The sequence below is a fragment of the Bradyrhizobium sp. SZCCHNS2022 genome (assembly GCF_032377575.1).
Classification (GTDB): Bacteria; Pseudomonadota; Alphaproteobacteria; order Rhizobiales; family Xanthobacteraceae; genus Bradyrhizobium; species Bradyrhizobium aeschynomenes.
In genome coordinates, this window is record NZ_JAUHHZ010000001.1 from 4,003,581 (window position 1) to 4,020,124 (window position 16,544).

General features: G+C 66.9%; 12 protein-coding genes. 9 read left to right on the forward strand and 3 right to left on the reverse strand.

Annotation, left to right across the window (positions count from 1 at the left end; all coding sequences use genetic code 11):
* Positions 1-2: 2 nt before the first annotated feature.
* Complete coding sequence (locus QXZ94_RS18030; RefSeq protein ID WP_315721537.1) at positions 3-1,349, reverse strand: 8-oxoguanine deaminase; 1,347 nt, start codon at positions 1,347-1,349, stop codon at positions 3-5.
* Positions 1,350-1,486: 137 nt separating this feature from the next.
* Between QXZ94_RS18030 and QXZ94_RS18035 the strand changes: the two genes are divergently transcribed.
* The 3 genes from QXZ94_RS18035 to QXZ94_RS18045 are packed head-to-tail and all read left to right on the forward strand — an operon-like array spanning position 1,487 to position 6,447.
* Positions 1,487-2,311 carry an FAD binding domain-containing protein gene (locus tag QXZ94_RS18035; protein WP_315726354.1) on the forward strand — a complete coding sequence of 275 codons (825 nt, stop codon included), beginning with the start codon at positions 1,487-1,489 and terminating at the stop codon, positions 2,309-2,311.
* Positions 2,308-5,022 carry a molybdopterin-dependent oxidoreductase gene (locus QXZ94_RS18040; protein WP_315721538.1) on the forward strand — a complete coding sequence of 905 codons (2,715 nt, stop codon included), beginning with the start codon at positions 2,308-2,310 and terminating at the stop codon, positions 5,020-5,022. The genes QXZ94_RS18035 and QXZ94_RS18040 overlap by 4 nt, the downstream gene beginning before the upstream one ends.
* 27 nt (positions 5,023-5,049) lie before the next feature.
* On the forward strand, positions 5,050-6,447 hold the full coding sequence (locus QXZ94_RS18045; protein WP_315721539.1) for a nucleobase:cation symporter-2 family protein: 1,398 nt from the start codon (positions 5,050-5,052) through the stop codon (positions 6,445-6,447).
* Positions 6,448-6,464: 17 nt separating this feature from the next.
* On the opposite strand, the gene QXZ94_RS18050 is transcribed toward QXZ94_RS18045, so the two are convergent.
* Positions 6,465-6,770 carry a hypothetical protein gene (locus QXZ94_RS18050; RefSeq protein WP_315721540.1) on the reverse strand — a complete coding sequence of 102 codons (306 nt, stop codon included), beginning with the start codon at positions 6,768-6,770 and terminating at the stop codon, positions 6,465-6,467.
* 124 nt (positions 6,771-6,894) lie between these two features.
* On the opposite strand from QXZ94_RS18050, the gene QXZ94_RS18055 reads away from it, so the two are divergent.
* From QXZ94_RS18055 to QXZ94_RS18065, 3 genes are all read left to right on the forward strand, one after another.
* Positions 6,895-8,079: a urate hydroxylase PuuD gene (locus QXZ94_RS18055; RefSeq protein WP_315721541.1), complete on the forward strand. Its 1,185-nt coding sequence runs from the start codon at positions 6,895-6,897 to the stop codon at positions 8,077-8,079.
* Positions 8,080-9,221: 1,142 nt separating this feature from the next.
* Complete coding sequence (locus tag QXZ94_RS18060) at positions 9,222-9,518, forward strand: hypothetical protein (protein ID WP_315721542.1); 297 nt, start codon at positions 9,222-9,224, stop codon at positions 9,516-9,518.
* Complete coding sequence (locus QXZ94_RS18065; protein WP_315721543.1) at positions 9,518-10,216, forward strand: hypothetical protein; 699 nt, start codon at positions 9,518-9,520, stop codon at positions 10,214-10,216. The genes QXZ94_RS18060 and QXZ94_RS18065 overlap by 1 nt, the downstream gene beginning before the upstream one ends.
* A gap of 33 nt (positions 10,217-10,249) precedes the next feature.
* Here QXZ94_RS18065 and QXZ94_RS18070 read toward each other — a convergent pair whose 3' ends face one another.
* Positions 10,250-10,888 carry a TetR/AcrR family transcriptional regulator gene (locus QXZ94_RS18070; protein ID WP_172112265.1) on the reverse strand — a complete coding sequence of 213 codons (639 nt, stop codon included), beginning with the start codon at positions 10,886-10,888 and terminating at the stop codon, positions 10,250-10,252.
* Positions 10,889-11,232: 344 nt separating this feature from the next.
* On the opposite strand from QXZ94_RS18070, the gene QXZ94_RS18075 reads away from it, so the two are divergent.
* Genes QXZ94_RS18075 through QXZ94_RS18085 form a run of 3 tightly spaced genes read left to right on the forward strand, consistent with a single transcriptional unit; the run spans position 11,233 to position 16,504 of the window.
* Positions 11,233-12,357, forward strand: a complete 1,125-nt coding sequence (locus QXZ94_RS18075) for an efflux RND transporter periplasmic adaptor subunit (protein WP_315721544.1) — start codon at positions 11,233-11,235, stop codon at positions 12,355-12,357.
* Positions 12,354-13,430, forward strand: coding sequence for an efflux RND transporter periplasmic adaptor subunit (locus QXZ94_RS18080; RefSeq protein ID WP_315721545.1), 1,077 nt, complete (start codon positions 12,354-12,356; stop codon positions 13,428-13,430). Before QXZ94_RS18075 ends, QXZ94_RS18080 begins: the two co-directional genes overlap by 4 nt.
* On the forward strand, positions 13,427-16,504 hold the full coding sequence (locus tag QXZ94_RS18085; RefSeq protein WP_315721546.1) for an efflux RND transporter permease subunit: 3,078 nt from the start codon (positions 13,427-13,429) through the stop codon (positions 16,502-16,504). The genes QXZ94_RS18080 and QXZ94_RS18085 overlap by 4 nt, the downstream gene beginning before the upstream one ends.
* The last annotated feature ends 40 nt before the right edge of the window (positions 16,505-16,544 follow it).

The window sequence follows — 16,544 nt, forward strand, 5'->3', positions numbered from 1 at the left end:
TCTTACCCTCCCCGCATTGTCTTCGCTGCCGCGCTGTGCCGGCTAATCAGGCCAGCGATGTCGAGACCCGGGATGGCGCCGTCGACCACGGTCCAACGGCCGCCAACCATCACGCGATCGGCGCGGTGCGCGCCACACAGCACCAGCGCGGCGATCGGATCGCCGGCGCCGGAGAAGCGCAGCTCGTCGAGCTTGAACAGCGCCAGATCCGCGGCCTTCCCCACCGCGATCTCACCGATCTCGGGCCGACCGACACAGGCGGCTGAGCCCTTGGTTGCCCACCGCAACGCATCCTTGTGGCTGATGCGTGTGACACCATAGCGCGCCCGCTGCAGCAGGAACGCGGCACGCACCTCCTGCATCAAATTGGAGCCGTCATTCGAGGCGGAGCCGTCGACGCCGAGGCCGATACCGACGCCGGCCTCCTCCATCTCGCACACCGGGCAGCAGCCGGAGGCGAGCAACTGGTTCGAACAGGCGCAATGACTGATGGTGGTCTTCGCCTTGCCGAGCCGCTTCATCTCCTCGGCATTGAAGAAGATGCCGTGTGCCAGCCAGGTGCGCGGGCCGAGCCAGCCGTTCTGCTCGAGATAGTCGAGCGGACGGCACCCGAACATCTCCTCGCAGAAGCGGTTCTCGTCCTCGGTCTCGGCCAGATGCGTGTGCAGGCGCACGTCGAGCTTGTCGGCCAGCGCCGCCGTCTTCTGCATCAATGAGCCTGTCACTGAGAACGGCGAGCACGGCGCCAGCGCGATCTGCACCATCGCGTCCGGCCCGCGCTCGTGATAGGCCGCGACCACCCGCTCGCTGTCGGCGAGGATCGTATCCTCGTCCTGCACCACGCTGTCAGGCGGCAGGCCGCCGTCGCGTTCCGACAGGTTCATCGAGCCGCGCGTCAGCAGCACACGGATGCCGAGCCGCCTTGCCGCGGCGACCTCGATGCCGACGGCCTCTTCGAGGCCGGCCGGGAAGACATAGTGATGATCGGTCGTCGTGGTGCAGCCCGACAGCATCAGCTCCGCCATCGCCAGCGTGACCGCGGCATCGAGCGATTCCGGCGTCAGCTTCGCCCAGACCGGATAGAGCGCCTTCAACCAGGGAAACAGCTCGCGGTCCATCGCGGCGGGTAGCGCCCGGGTGAGCGTCTGGTAGAAGTGATGATGCGTGTTGATCAGCCCGGGGATGACGACATGCGCGCTTGCATCATAGGCCACAGCGCCCGGTGTCGCCGGCTCGGCGCCGGCCGCCACCAGCTCGACGATGCGGCTATCCCTGATGACGATCCCTCGCGCAGCGCCGTCGGCCAGGATGGCGAGCGGGTCCTTGATCCAGATCGGCGTGGTGCTCATGGCTGCCCTCGTCTCGCTGATTGCGCCTTCGTGTCGCCTGCCTGCAAGCGCAGGGCCAGCATCATCCTATTGCCAGTTGGCGTTGGTCTTGCAAGGATTTCACCGGCGAGATGCTGCGCCGATGAGCTTGCGTGACCATGGACCTGAACACCATCACCGAGGTCGTGCGCCCGACAACACGGGCCGAGCTGCCCGCCTGGAAGGCAGGCGATGCCTGGCTGGCCGGCGGCACATGGCTGTTCTCGGAACCGCAGGTCCAGCTGTCGCGGCTGATCGATCTCAGCGACCTCGCTTGGCCGGCGCTCACCATCGATGACCAGGGCCTCTGCATCGCCGCAACCTGCAACGTCGCCGAGCTCGATGCGCTGCCCTGCCCGGCCGACTGGATCGCGGCGCCGCTGATCGACCAATGCTGCCGGGCGTTCCTCGCCTCGTTCAAGATCTGGAAGACGGCGACCGTCGGCGGCAATCTCTGCATGTCGCTACCGGCCGGCCCGATGATCTCGCTGCTCACCGCGCTCGAAGGCGTCTGCACGATCTGGAAGAATGACGGCACCGAGCGGCGCATCTCGGTCGTGGACTTCGTCACGGGCAACAATAGCAACGTGCTTGCGCCCGGCGATCTGCTGCGTCAGATCGACATTCCCTTGACCGCGCTGAAGCGGCGGACAGCGTTCCGCCAGATCGCGCTCAGCCCGGTTGGCCGCTCCGGCGCGCTGCTGATCGGCACGCAGGGCCGCGACGGCGACCTGCTGCTGACGGTGACCGGTTCGACCGTCAAGCCGCTGCAGCTGCGTTTCGGCACGATGCCGGACGAAGCCGCGCTGCGCGCCAGCATTCTCGGCGACATTCCTGATGCGCTGTATCATGACGACGTCCATGGCAAACCTGCCTGGCGCAAGGCGATGACCTTGCGTCTCGCCGAGGCGATCCGCGCCGAGCTCGCAGGCGTCAGGCCATGAGCGTGATCGTCAATGGGAGAGCCGTCGAATCCGTCCCGCGTCCCGGGCAATGTCTGCGGACGTTCCTGCGCGACACCGGCCATTTCGGCGTCAAGAAGGGTTGCGACGCCGGCGATTGCGGCGCCTGCACCGTGCTGCTCGACGGCGAGCCGGTGCACAGCTGCCTGATCCCGGCCTTCCGCGCCGATGGCAAGGCGGTCACGACGGTCGAAGGCCTCGCCTCCGATGATGGCTTGCACCCGATGCAGCAGGCGTTCCTCGATGCCCAGGCGTTTCAATGCGGTTTCTGCACCGCGGGCATGATCGTCACCTGCGCCTCGCTCAACCAGGCTCAGAAGAAGGATCTCGGCGCTGCCCTGAAGGGCAATCTCTGCCGCTGCACCGGCTATCGCGCCATCGAGGACGCGCTGCTCGGGCGGACCCATGTCGAAGAGGTCGTGGCCGGCGAAGCCTTCGGCCGCAGCCTGCCCGCTCCCGCAGGGCCCGACGTGGTTCAGGGTCAGGCGCGCTACACGTTCGATACGGCGATCGGCGGCCTGTTGCACATCAAGCTGTTGCGCTCGCCGCATGCCCATGCACGCATCATCGGGATCGACAGGGCGGCAGCGTTGGCGGTCCCCGGCGTGCATGCGGTGCTCACGCATGAGGATGCGCCGGCCGTGCCGTTCTCGACGGCGCGCCACGAGCAGGCCTGGATGGATCCGGCCGACACCCGCGTGCTCGACGATGTCGTTCGCTTCGTCGGCCAGAAGGTCGCCGCCGTGGTCGCCGACAGCGAGGCCGCCGCCGAGGAAGGCTGCCGACGGCTCGTCGTCGACTACCAGATCCTGCCGGCGATCGTCGATCCCGCCGCCGCGACCGCGCCCGGTGCCCCCGTCATTCACGCCGGCCGTTCGACCGAGCATCGCATCGCCGACGTCAATCGCAACATCGTCGCCGAGACCCATGGCGAGTTCGGCGACGTGGCTGCCGCCCTGGCCTCGGCCGCCGTGACCTACGAAGGCACGTTCACGACGCAACGCGTTCAGCATGCCGCGCTGGAGACGCATGGTGGTCTCGCCTGGCTCGACGGCGAGGGTGTGCTGAACGTCCGCTCCAGCACCCAGGTGCCGTTTCTGACGCGGCGAGCCCTCGCCGAGATCTTCGCGCTCGCCCCGGACAAGGTCCGCGTGTTCTGCGAGCGCGTCGGCGGCGGCTTCGGCGGCAAGCAGGAGATGTTCGTCGAGGACATCCTGGCGCTCGCAGCGCTGAAGACCGGCCGCCCCGTGAAGCTCGAATTCACCCGTGAGGAGCAGTTCATCGCCACGTCGACGCGGCATCCGATGCGCGTGACGGTCAAGGCCGGCGCCGATCGGGATGGCAAGCTGACCGCGCTGCAGCTCGACGTGCTCTCCAATACCGGCGCCTATGGCAATCACGCCGGTCCCGTGCTGTTCCACGCCTGCGGCGAGTCGATCTCGGTCTATCATTGTCCCAACAAGAAGGTCGACGGGATCGCCGTCTACACCAACACGGTGCCGGCCGGCGCCTATCGCGGCTACGGCCTGCCGCAGACCACCTTCGCCGTCGAAGCTGCGATCGACGAGCTCGCTCTGCAACTCGGCATCGACCCCTTCGAGATGCGCCGCCGCAACATCGTCAGGCCCGGCGATCCGATGCTTGCCCCGCCCGGCTCCGGGCACAGCGACGTGCTGTACGGCTCCTACGGGCTCGACCAGTGCCTCGATCTCGTCGAGCGCGCCATGGCCGAGGCCACGCCGACACCGGAGCTGTCGGACGAGTGGCTCACGGGCGACGGCATCGCGCTGACGATGATCGACACCGTGCCGCCTGACGGCCACATCGCCGATGCCACCATCAGCCTGCACGACGACGGCGGCTTCACGCTGACCGTCGGCACCGCCGAGTTCGGCAACGGCACCAGCACCGTGCATCGCCAGATCGCCGCGACCGTGCTGGGCACCACGGTCGACCGCATCGCACTGAAGCAGTCGGACACCGCCCATGGCGGTCACGACACCGGCGCCTACGGCTCGACCGGCACCTTCGTTGCGGGCCGCGCCACCCAGGCTGCGGCCGAGGCGCTGGCCGCCGAGCTCAAGGGCCTCGCCGCGCAGCGCTGGAGCGTCGCTCCGGCTGATTGCGTGATCGCAGATGATGCGATCAGCTGCGGCGCTCGTCGTCTCTCCTTCGCGGAGCTCGCGACGGCCAACGGAACGCCCCTCGCCGCCAGCGGCCATTCGCGGGGCACGCCGCGGTCGGTCGCGTTCAACGTCCAGGGCTTTCGCGTGGCCGTGAACAAGCACACCGGCGTGATCGAGATCCTCAGGAGCGTGCAGGCGGCGGATGCCGGCCGCATCGCCAATCCGATGCAGTGCCGCGGTCAGATCGAGGGCGGCGTGGCGCAAGCGCTGGGCGCTGCGCTCTACGAGGAGATCGTGATCGACGACACCGGCCGCGTGGTCAATCCGCGCTTCCGCGACTATCATCTGCCATCCTATGCCGATGTGCCGCGCACCGAGGTGCTGTTTGCCGCGACCAATGACGCGATCGGCCCGCTGGGGGCGAAGTCGATGAGCGAGAGCCCGTACAATCCGGTGGCGGCTGCGCTGGGCAACGCGTTGCGCGCGGCGACGGGCATCCGCTTCACATCCGTGCCGTTCAAGCCGGACCACCTGTTTCCGCAGTTGCAGGAGACGTTCGGCGACTGAGATCGTTCTGGGGACCTGGGGGGACACATGAGCAAGGATATTCATCCGGTCGACGAGATGCTGCCGGTGCCGAAACTGCTCGCGCTCGGCTTGCAGCACGTTCTGGTGATGTATGCCGGCGCGGTCGCGGTGCCGCTGATCATCGGCCGGGCCCTGAAGCTGCCGCCGGAGGACGTCGCCTTCCTGATCAGCGCCGATCTGTTCGCCTGCGGCCTTGCCACGCTCGTGCAGTGCATCGGCTTTCCCGGCGTCGGCATCCGCCTGCCCGTCATGATGGGCGTCACCTTCGCCTCCGTCGGTCCGATGCTGTCGATGGCGGCCTCGCCTGACATCGGCCTGCTCGGCATCTACGGTTCGGTCATTGCCGCCGGCATCTTCGGCATCATCGTCGCGCCCTTCATCAGCCGGCTGCTGCCGCTGTTTCCTCCCGTCGTGACCGGCACCATCATCATGATCATCGGCATCTCGCTGATGCGCGTCGGCATCAACTGGGCCGGCGGCGGCCTGCCGACCATCACCAAGGTCGTCGACGGCGTGCCCGGCGCCTTTCCCAATCCGAACTACGGACAGTTGCAGGGTCTCGGCATCGCGCTGTTCGTGCTGCTGTTCATCCTTGGTCTCATCAAATGGGGCACCGGCTTCCTCGCCAACGTCTCGGTGCTGCTCGGCATCGTCGCCGGCGCCGTGCTGGCCACGCTGCTGGGCGTGATGCATTTCGACAAGGTGGGGGCAGCGCCCTGGGGCGCGCTGGTGATCCCGTTCAAGTTCGGCGTTCCGCAATTCCAACTCGTGCCGATCGTCACGATGTGCATCGTCATGATCGTGGTGATGATCGAATCGCTCGGCATGTTCCTGGCTCTCGGCGAGATGACCGGCAAGACCGTGGATCGCGAGGCGCTGTCGCGCGGGCTGCGCGCCGACGGCCTCGGCACGCTGCTGGGGGGCATCTTCAACACCTTCCCCTACACCTCGTTCTCGCAGAATGTCGGGCTGGTGTCGGTCACCGGCGTGCGCACCCGCTGGGTGACGATCACCGGCGGCGTCATCATGCTGCTGCTCGGGCTGCTGCCGAAGATGGCCGCGCTGGTCGAAGCCGTGCCGCAGGTCGTGCTCGGCGGCGCCGGCCTCGTGATGTTCGGCATGGTGGCGGCGACCGGTGCGCGCATCCTCGCCAATGTCGACTTCAAGACCAACCGCTTCAACCTGTTCATCGTCGCGATCTCCGTCGGCTTCGGCCTGATCCCGCTGGTCGCTCCCCGCTTCTTCCACGCCCTGCCGAAGGACCTGCAGCCGCTGCTGGAGTCCGGCATCCTGCTGTGCGCCGTCGTCGCCGTGCTGCTGAATGCATTCTTCAACGGCCTCGGCAGCGGCAAGGCCGCGGAGGCCGATGCGGCGGCTGCTGCGTCGTCCGCGCAGCACGTCTGAGGCCGGGGATGGCTGCGCTACTGCTTCGGCCGGCGGTCGTAGGACCAGCCGAACAAGCCGCTCCGCTCGGTCTCGGGCTCCGGCTCGGCGACCGGAGCGGGCTGCGCCGGCGGCGCGGCCGCCTGCGGCGACGACGCGGGCGCGAACGGCTTTGGAATGCTCTCGCATTTCATCGAGTAAACCAGCTTGCCGTCCTCGGTACGTCCGATCGGCGCGCAGGCATCGGTGCGCTTGGCGGCGCCCTTCGGCGCGGTCTGGGCCATTGCGGCGTGTGTCAGGGCCGCCTGCGCCGCCACGAGAATCATCAGACCCAGTCTCTTCATCACAACCGTTCCGCTTTGCTTTCGAACTTATTGAACGCAATCGCTTTGCGGAAGTCCACTGCAACGAACACATAGAGCGGCGCGATCCGCACGCAAGTAGAACATACAAGGAGATGACCGCGCGATGTGGGCTTCGATCATATCGGAATGGCTGAGCCTGATCTTCCGCTGGCTGCACGTGATCGCGGCGGTGGCCTGGATCGGCAGCTCGTTCTACTTCATCGCGCTCGACCTCAGCCTGAAGCCTCGCGAAGGTCTGCCGAAGGGCGTGATGGGTGAGGCCTGGCAGGTCCATGGCGGCGGCTTCTACCACATCGTCAAATATCTGGTGGCGCCGGCGCAGATGCCGAGCGAGCTGACCTGGTTCAAATGGGAGGCCTACACCACCTGGCTGTCCGGCTTCGTGCTGATGATCGTGGTGTATTATCTCAATGCCGACCTGTTCCTGGTCGACAAGTCGATCCTCGATCTGACGCCCATCCAGGCCGGCCTGTTCAGCTTCGGCTCGCTGGCCCTGGCGTGGCTGCTCTACGAGGCCGCCTGCCGTAGCGGGCTGGCGAAGCACGAGCTGCCGTTCGCCATCGGCGGCTACGTCTTCCTGGTCGCGCTCACTTACGCCTTCACCCACGTGCTGAGCGGCCGCGGCGCCTTCAACCAGATCGGCGCCATCATCGGCACCATCATGGTCGCCAATGTGTTCGCGGTGATCATTCCCAACCAGAAGAAGATCGTCGCGGCGCTGCTGGCGGGCCAGGCGCCCGACCCCAGGCTCGGCAAGGCCGGCAAGGAGCGCTCGGTCCACAACAACTACCTGACCCTGCCGGTCGTCGTGCTGATGATCAGCAATCACTACCCGCTCTTGTTCGGTACCCGCTACAACTGGGCCATCGTCGCCATCGTGCTGGCGCTCGGCCCGGTCATCCGCCATTTCTTCAACGAGCGCCACAAGGGCAATCCGTCGCCATGGTGGGTGTGGGGCGTGGCCGCAGCCGGCATGATCGCCATCCTGCTGCTGTCGGCCGCCGGTCCGCGCGATACCAGGACGGCTGCGACGGCGCGGCCGAGCTTCGCGCAGGTCGAGGAAATCGTGACCTCCCGCTGCAGCATGTGCCACGCCGCCGAGCCGGTGTGGGACGGCATCGTCGCGGCGCCCAAGGGCGTCCTGCTGGACAACGCCGACAACATCCGGCGCAACGCGCGGCTGATCGCGCGCAACGCGGCCTGGTCGAGCGCCATGCCGCCCGGCAACATCACCGAGATCACCGGCGAGGAGCGCGCCGTGCTCGCGGCCTGGGCCGGCGCGCAATAGCGGCGGCGTCTGTCGTCCTGTTTCACATCTCAAACAACTGATCTCGCCGCGTGCAGCGTCGCGATGAGTTCACGCGCGGCAGGCGAACCCCTCTTTACTCACATCTTTCGTCGGCAAGGAGACGTCGCACCACGGCGTTCCCGCGGCCCATCGGTCCGGGTTGTGCGTCATGTCCGCCCCATCAAACGAGAGGGCGCAGGGAAGGCCGGACCTCGGCTGAGGCCCGTGGCCCCCGTGCGAAAAATTGCACGGGGCAGGAACCACAGGTACAGCCGGACAGACCCGGCCCTCCCTGCGCGATGGTCTTCACGCTTATGTCGCGCTCTCCTCGGTGTCCGGCTTGTTAGCCACCGTCACCCAGCGGATCATCATCCCCGCAGGGCTTGGCGCCAGCATCGGGGCGCCAGGACCACGCAATTTCGCGTCCGCGCCACAGCGATCGTCACACGCTGCCTTTCGCGGCCACCGCTCCCCACCTCACGTATCGTGACGACGCGTACGCCCCTCTTCACGAGGCGGGATGGCGACAGACAACCACACTTTCCGATAAAACGAAAGACGAATATTTTTCGCCGAGAGACTGGACAGGGCAAATCAGCTTGAAACGATTTGCGAAAATCGTCTGGCCGCGCACGCGATGGAGATGCCTCGGCAGGCAGTGGCGGCATCGCTTCCGCCGAGGACATCGACTGCGCCGGCAGGCGAGCTGACGGCGGTTCGTCCCGTGACGTTCGATGGCTGTGGTCCCGGCGCGGCACCCCGACGACGCTCTGCGTCCGCTGCAACGTCGCCGGGATGACAACGACGAATGAAGCTCTCTCCGCGGTCATTGCGACGCGCATTTGCGGTGAAGCCGTGCAGACCTCATCTGCGACAATCAACACACGCACGACGAGCAACCGCACGCGGCTCGAGACAGCTCCGTCCCCTCGCGACTGTTGCGCGAAGTGAACTCTGCAACAACCGGATTTTCGCAACGGGCAGTTGAACTGCTACGCGTGCGACGACGAATGAGTTCGAGCACGTTCGATTGTCGGCATGACCTTGCGGCAAAATTTACCACCCATCTGGACGCGGCTTGGCGGCAGGCATGATGACGCTACAGTGGCGCCAACAATCAGCTCTTAGCGAAACGCCCCATCATGTCGATCTCCGTCAAAGGCCGGCTGGCCATTGCCGCGCTCATCGCGCTTGCCTGCTTCGCAGGATCGGTGCTGAAGCTCTATCTGGGGCTGCTTTTCGTCTCGCTGCTGGTGAGCTTCGCCGTTGTCGGCGTCGTGGCCTGGCTGGTCGAACGGCTCGCGCGGCAGCGCAACTCGAACGGAGAACGGCGGCGGCGCCACCGCCGTCGCTATTCAGGCGGCATCGCGGCCTCCAAGCCGCTGCCGATCACGACGGTAGATCATGTCGACACGCATTCGACGGCGGGGCGTCTGTGATGAGCAGGATGCGTGGCGTCGCGGCGGCGTCGTTTCTCTGCCTGATCAGCGGCATCGCTGCGGGCGCGGAGCGGCCCGCCTTCTCCGTCGTCGACCATCCATCGCAGGACGGCCGCTGCAGCGACGATCGAGGACGCGGCGATCTCGACCGCTCGGAGACGGCCTGCCTCGCCCAGATCCCGAACGTCGCGCAACGCAATGGCTCCGCACTGAAGCTGACCTTTCGCAATGGCCACACGCGCGTCTATCGAAATCAGGACGCCAAATGCGCAAGCGGTGACGCCAAGGGCTGCGTCAAGTTTCAGCTCACCGGCTATTTCCCCGATCACGATCTGATCCTGCTCGAATGCGGCCGTCTGGATGGCGTCGACTGGCTTCTGGTGCGCGGCGACACCGGAGACGAAATCGGGATCGTCGCCCCGCCGCATTATTCGCCGGAGAAGCGCTGGCTGGTGTCGGTCGCATCGCGACAGAGCCGCTCGGGGCCGGCTGACGGCATCGATGTCATCCCGGCGAAACGCGATCGGAACCTGAAGGACTGGCATCATCGCACGCCGGAGGATGGCAAATGGCGCTACGAGTTCGAACGCTGGGACAACGAGGATCAGATCGTCCTCTCGGCCAAGCCGGTCGGGGACACGGCGACGCCGCACCTGGTGGCGATCCATCGGAGGAAGAACGCGTGGCTGTTCAAGTAGCTGCGCTGATCGCATCGATACGCCGCCCTTACCTCACCGCTTCGCCCGCTTCCGCTTCGCCTCCAGCGCGATCAGATAGGTCGCCATCATCTCCGGCAGCGCCGCAACGACGACGTCGCGACTGCGCGGGTCCTGCTCACGCGTGAACAGCAGCGTGCCGAGCACGACGGCGTCGAGCGTCGTGGCCGCCTGCGGACCCAGCTCCTCCCCGAGCTTGGCGCGCATGACGCGATCGATGACGGCCCTGAACTCGGCATGCATGGTCTGGTCGTGCAGGTCGAGCGTGGCCAGCGCATCGGGATGACGGACAAAGTAGCGGATCGCCCAGCCGATCAGTTGCTCGACGACCTCGGCGGGCGACAGGGCGGCCCACTCCGCATCGCTCCGCTGCAGCACGCGATCGAACGCCGGCTGGAGCTCGGCATCGTGTCGCTCGGCGAGAGCGTCGAGCATCTGCCCCTTGTCGCGGAAGAAGTGATAGACCGAGCCGATCGAGGCGCCGGCGCGCTCGGCTGCGGCGTGCATGCTCACGGCCGCGAGGCCGGATTCCGCGATGAGGGCGGCTGCGGCATCGAGCAGTTGCTCGCGGCGCTCGCGTCCACGGGCCTGGCGCGGCTCGCGCGCCGACGCCCGCGCAGCCCCCTCTTTGTCCGCTAGATCTTTTCGTCGCACGTCACGTTCACACTCTGGTTTCGCAGTTCGCGGGAGCCCCCCGCAGAGGCGTCATCCCGACCGGCCTTCCGGCGGATTGGCTGGCATGCGTTATTTTAAACCCGTCAACAGGAATGTTACTAGACATTTTTTTCTAGAAATGATTGTCTAATTCACGTGCTGTCAAGGGGATGGTGCTCAGCTTGTTCCCCTACGGCCGTGAACCTCCCAACGGGCAACGCCCGGTTCGGGTTCATCGCTGATTGCGGCAACCGTCCCCTCCGTCCGGACGCGCCAGACCGACGGTCCCGGACCTCGGTCGGAGCTGCGACCGCCAACCTTGCTTTGGGCTCGAACGTGCAACCATGACCTCACCCACGCGATCTCCACCTGCGTTTCGCGCGCCCAGCTCGCGCCTGCTTGCGGCCGTCGGCTGCGCCGCGATCGGACTGCTCCTGGCGGGCTGCGAGCAGAAGACCGCCGCGACGGCGCCTCCGGCCAGGGTGGTGCGAACCGAGGTGGTCAAGCTGTCGGAGCGGCGGCAATCGATCACCCTGACCGGCGACGTCCAGGCGCGCGTGCTCGCCGACCTGTCGTTCCGGGTCAGCGGTCGCGTCACCGAGCGGCTCGTCGAGGTCGGCGCGCACGTCAAGGCCGGGCAGCTGCTGGCCAAGATCGATCCGGCCGAGCAACAGGCCGACCTTGATTCCGCGGAGGCCGCCGTGGCGGCTGCGGAATCGCAGGTGAAAGTCGCGACCTCCAATTTCAACCGCCAGCAGACGCTGATCTCGAGCGGCTTCACGACACGCGCGACCTTCGACCAGGCGCAGGAGACGCTGCGCACGGCCGAAGGCTCGTTGGAGGCCGCCAAGGCCCAGCGCGACACCGCGAAGGACGCCCTGACCTTCACCGAGCTGCGCGCCGACGCCAGCGGCACCATCACCGCGCGCAACATCGAGGTCGGCCAGGTCGCCCAGGCCGCGCAGTCGGTGTTCACGCTGGCGCATGACGGCGACCGTGACGCCGTGATCGACGTGTACGAGGCGGCGCTGTCGCTGAAGTTCGACGATACCAAGGTAGCGCTGGCGCTGCTCTCGGACCCCTCGGTCACAGCCAAGGGCACCGTGCGCGAGGTGTCGCCGACCATCGATCCCAAATCCGGCACCGTCCGCGTCAAGATCGCGATCGAAAATCCGCCGCCGGAGATGACCCTCGGCAGCGCCGTCAGCGCCACCGGCTTCATCAAGCCGGAGCAGCGCATCGTGCTGCCATGGAGTGCGCTGACCGCCGCCGGCAAGACACCGGCGGTCTGGCTGGTGAACGCCGCGAACAAGACCGTCTCGCTCAAGCCGATCAAGATCGAGGACTATGAGACCGGCGCCATCGTCGTCTCCGCCGGGCTGCAACCGGGCGACCGTGTCGTCACCGACGGCGGCAAGCTGCTGAGCGTCGGACAACAGATCACATTCAACGAGGAGACGCGGTCGTGATGACGCCGATGCGTTGGGCCATTCCGCTTCTCGCGCTTGCTCTGCTCGCCGGCTGCAACGACAAGGCCGCGGCCCCTGAGCCGGTTCGGCCGGTGCTGTCGATGAAGGTCGAGCCGCAGGCCGCCAACGGCTCGGCCGTCACCGGCACGATCGAGCCGCGCTACAAGGCCGATCTCAGCTTCCGCGTGCTGGGACGGCTGATCGCGCGGCCCGTCTTCGTCGGCGACATGGTCAAGCAGGACCAGGTGGTGGCCGCGATCGATCCCGCCGCGCTCGAGCTCGCGGTCCGCGCCTCCGCCGCCGAGGTGTCGCGCAGCCAGGCGCAGCTGACCAATGCGACCGGCACCGAAGGACGGCAGCGCACGCTGCTGGAGACCGATGCGACGACCAAGGCCACGCTGGAAAGCGCCGAGCAGTCGCGCGCGGCTGCACAGGCCTCGGTGATCAAGGCGCAATCCAATCTTGCCAAGGCACGAGAGCAGCTCGGCTACGCCCGGCTGAAGGCGGATTTCGCGGGCATCGTCACCGCGGTGGGCGCGGAAGTCGGACAGGTCGTCTCGCCGGGCGTGAGCGTCGTCACCGTGGCGCGGCCCGATGTGCGCGAGGCGGTCATCGATGTCGGCGACGACATCGCCAGCGGCCTGCAGGCGGGCACACCGTTCACGGTGCGGCTGCAGGTCGATCCGAACATCAGCGCGGCAGGCAAGGTGCGCGAGATCGCGCCGCGCGCCGACGCCACGACCCGCACGCGCCGCATCCGCATCACGCTCGACAATCCGCCGGAGAGCATGCGTCTCGGCACAACGGTCACCGCGACGCTCGACACCGAGCAGAAGACCGTCATCAGGCTGCCGCGCTCGGCCGTGCTCGAGCAGAACGACAAGAGCTTCGTCTGGCTGGTCGACGCCGCCAGCAAGACCGTCAAGCGACAGGAAATCACCATCGCCCGCAACGAGGACGGCAGCGTCCGCGTCACCGGCGGTCTCGAGGCCGGGCAGCGTGTCGTCACCGCCGGCGTGCACAGTCTCAAGGATGGCCAGTCCGTCCGCATCGATCAGGAAGCTCAGCCGTGAAGTCCTTCAATCTCTCCGACTGGGCGCTCGAGCACCGCTCGCTCGTCTGGTATTTCATGATCGCCTTCATGGCGGCGGGGCTCTACTCCTACCTGCATCTCGGCCGCGAGGAGGATCCCTCCTTCACCATCAAGACGATGCTGATCCAGGCCAAATGGCCGGGTGCCTCCGCCGAGGAGATGACGCGCCAGGTCACCGACCGCATCGAGAAGAAGCTCGAGGAGCTGCCGGCGCTCGACTACACCAAGAGCCTGACCGTGCCCGGCCAGACCACCGTGTTCGTCAATTTGCGCGACACGACGAAGGCGCGCGACGTCGTGCCGACCTGGCTGCAGGTGCGCAACCTCATCAACGACATCAAGGGCGACTTCCCCTCGGGCGTGATCGGACCCGGCTTCAACGACCGCTTCGGCGACGTGTTCGGCAACATCTACGCCTTCACCAGCGACGGATTGAGCCAGCGCCAGCTGCGCGACCGCGTCGAGGAGGTTCGCGCCAAGGTGCTGACCGTGCCCAATGTCGGCCGCGTCGACATCGTCGGCGCGCAGAACGAGGTGATCTATCTCGAATTCTCGCCGCGCAAGGTCGCCGCGCTGGGCATCGACCAGCGCACCATCCTGACCGCCCTGCAGGCCCAGAACGCGGTGTCGCCGTCCGGCGTGCTGCAGGCGGGCCCGGAGCGCGTCGCGGTGCGGGTCTCCGGCCAGTTCACCTCGGAGGACAGCCTCAAGGCGATCAATTTGCGCATCAACGATCGCTTCTTCCCGCTCACCGACGTCGCCACCATCACGCGCGGCTACGAGGATCCGCCGACGTCGCTGTTCCGCTTCAACGGCCAGCCTGCGATCGGCCTTGCCATCGGCATGAAGGCCGGCGCCAACCTGCTCGATTTCGGCGAGGCGCTGAAGGAGGAGATGACCAAGGTCATCGCCGACCTGCCGGTCGGCGTCGGCGTGCATCTCGTCTCCGATCAGCCGAAGATCGTCGAGGAAGCGGTCGGCGGCTTCACCAAGGCGCTGTACGAGGCCGTCATCATCGTGCTCGCGATCAGCTTCGTCAGCCTCGGCGTGCGCGCCGGCCTCGTCGTCGCGATCTCGATTCCGCTGGTGCTCGCGATCACCTTCCTGGTCATGGCCTATACCGGCATTTCCCTGCAGCGCATCTCGCTCGGCGCGCTGATCATCGCGCTCGGCCTGCTGGTCGACGACGCCATGATCGCGGTCGAGATGATGGTGGCGCGGCTCGAAGTGGGAGACAGCCTGCGCAAGGCGGCGACCTACGTCTACACCTCCACGGCCTTCCCGATGCTGACGGGAACGCTGGTGACGGTGGCCGGCTTCATTCCGATCGGCCTCAACAACAGCGCCGCCGGCGAGTTCACCTTCACGCTGTTCGTCGTCATCGCGGTGTCGCTGGTCGTATCGTGGATCGTGGCCGTGCTGTTCACGCCGCTGCTCGGCGTCACCATTCTCCCCGCCTCGCTGCCGAGCCATCATGCCGAGGGCGGCCGGCTGACGCGGGTGTTCCGTGCGATGCTGAAGGCCTGCATGCAGCATCGCTGGACCACGATCGTCGCCACGGTGCTGGTCTTCGGGCTCTCGGTGTTCGGCATGCGCTTCGTGCAGCAGCAGTTCTTCCCCTCCTCCGACCGCAACGAGCTCGTCATCGACTTCAACCTGCCGCAGAATTCCTCGATCGCGGAGACCAATGCGCAGATGGCGCAGTTCGAGCAGGAGGCGCTGAAGGGCAATCCCGACATCGACCATTGGTCGACCTATGTCGGCTCCGGTGCGCAGCGCTTCGTGCTGTCGTTCGACGTGCAGCCGGCCGACGTGTCGTTCGGCCAGATCATCATCGTCACCAAGAGCCTCGAGGCGCGCGACCGCGCCCGCGGCAAGCTGCAGGCCTATCTGACCAAGACCTTCCCCGGCACGGATGCCTATGTGCATCTGCTCGACATCGGCCCGCCGGTCGGCCGCCCCGTGCAGTACCGCGTCAGCGGCCCCGATGTCGCCAAGGTGCGCGAGATCGCCCAGGAGGTTGCCGGCGTGATGCGCGGCAACAGCCATCTCGGCGCGGTCATCTTCGACTGGATGGAGCCCGCGCGCGTCGTCAAGGTCGACGTGCTGCAGGACAAGGCGCGTCAGCTCGGCGTCACCTCCGAGGACATTGCCAATGCGCTGAACAGCGTGCTGGACGGCACCTCGATCACGCAGGTGCGCGACGACATCTATTTGATCGACGTCCGCGGCCGCGCCCAGGCCAAGGAACGGCAGTCGCTGGAGACCTTGCGCGACCTGCAGCTGTCCGGATCGAACGGCCAGTCGATCCCGCTCGCGGCGCTGGCGACCCTGCGCTACCAGATCGAGCAGCCGGAGATCTGGCGCCGCTCACGCCAGCCGACGCTGACCCTGAAGGCCAGCGTGATCGATCAGGTGCAGCCCAACACCGTGGTCGATCAGCTCAACCCGGCGATCACGGCCTTCAACGCCAAGCTTCCGGCCGGCTACAAGGTCGTCACCGGCGGCAGCGTCGAGGAGAGCGGCAAGAGCCAGGCGCCGATCGTCGCGGTGGTGCCGATGATGCTGTTCGCGATGGCCACGATCCTGATGCTGCAGCTGCAGAGCTTCCAGCGGCTCTTCCTTGTGTTCGCGGTGGCACCGCTGGCCCTGATCGGCGTCGTCGCAGCGCTGCTGCCGAGCGGCGCGCCGCTGGGCTTCGTCGCCATCCTCGGCGTGCTCGCGCTGATCGGCATCCTGATCCGCAACTCCGTCATCCTGATCGTGCAGATCGAGCATCTGCGCGACGAAGGACGGCCGCCGTGGGAGGCGGTGATGGAGGCGACCGAGCACCGCATGCGGCCAATCATGCTGACGGCGGCCGCCGCCTCGCTCGCGCTGATCCCGATCGCGCGCGAGGTGTTCTGGGGGCCGATGGCCTATGCCATGATGGGCGGCATCATCGTCGGCACCGTGCTGACGCTGCTGTTCCTGCCGGCGCTCTACGTCGCCTGGTTCCGCATCAAGGCCCCGGAGAAGGATGCCTCGCCCGAGGCCACGCCGCACGGCGCCTGACGCCCGGCGAATCGCGGATAATTGCGTGGGATAAGCCGTC

Excerpts from the sequence above, each read along its gene's own strand:
- QXZ94_RS18030 (WP_315721537.1), bottom strand. The coding sequence starts at position 1,349 with ATGAGCACCACGCCGATCTGGATCAAGGACCCGCTCGCCATCCTGGCC.
- QXZ94_RS18035 (WP_315726354.1), top strand. The coding sequence starts at position 1,487 with ATGGACCTGAACACCATCACCGAGGTCGTGCGCCCGACAACACGGGCC.
- QXZ94_RS18040 (WP_315721538.1), top strand. The coding sequence starts at position 2,308 with ATGAGCGTGATCGTCAATGGGAGAGCCGTCGAATCCGTCCCGCGTCCC.
- QXZ94_RS18045 (WP_315721539.1), top strand. The coding sequence starts at position 5,050 with ATGAGCAAGGATATTCATCCGGTCGACGAGATGCTGCCGGTGCCGAAA.
- QXZ94_RS18050 (WP_315721540.1), bottom strand. The coding sequence starts at position 6,770 with ATGAAGAGACTGGGTCTGATGATTCTCGTGGCGGCGCAGGCGGCCCTG.
- QXZ94_RS18055 (WP_315721541.1), top strand. The coding sequence starts at position 6,895 with ATGTGGGCTTCGATCATATCGGAATGGCTGAGCCTGATCTTCCGCTGG.
- QXZ94_RS18060 (WP_315721542.1), top strand. The coding sequence starts at position 9,222 with ATGTCGATCTCCGTCAAAGGCCGGCTGGCCATTGCCGCGCTCATCGCG.
- QXZ94_RS18065 (WP_315721543.1), top strand. The coding sequence starts at position 9,518 with ATGAGCAGGATGCGTGGCGTCGCGGCGGCGTCGTTTCTCTGCCTGATC.
- QXZ94_RS18075 (WP_315721544.1), top strand. The coding sequence starts at position 11,233 with ATGACCTCACCCACGCGATCTCCACCTGCGTTTCGCGCGCCCAGCTCG.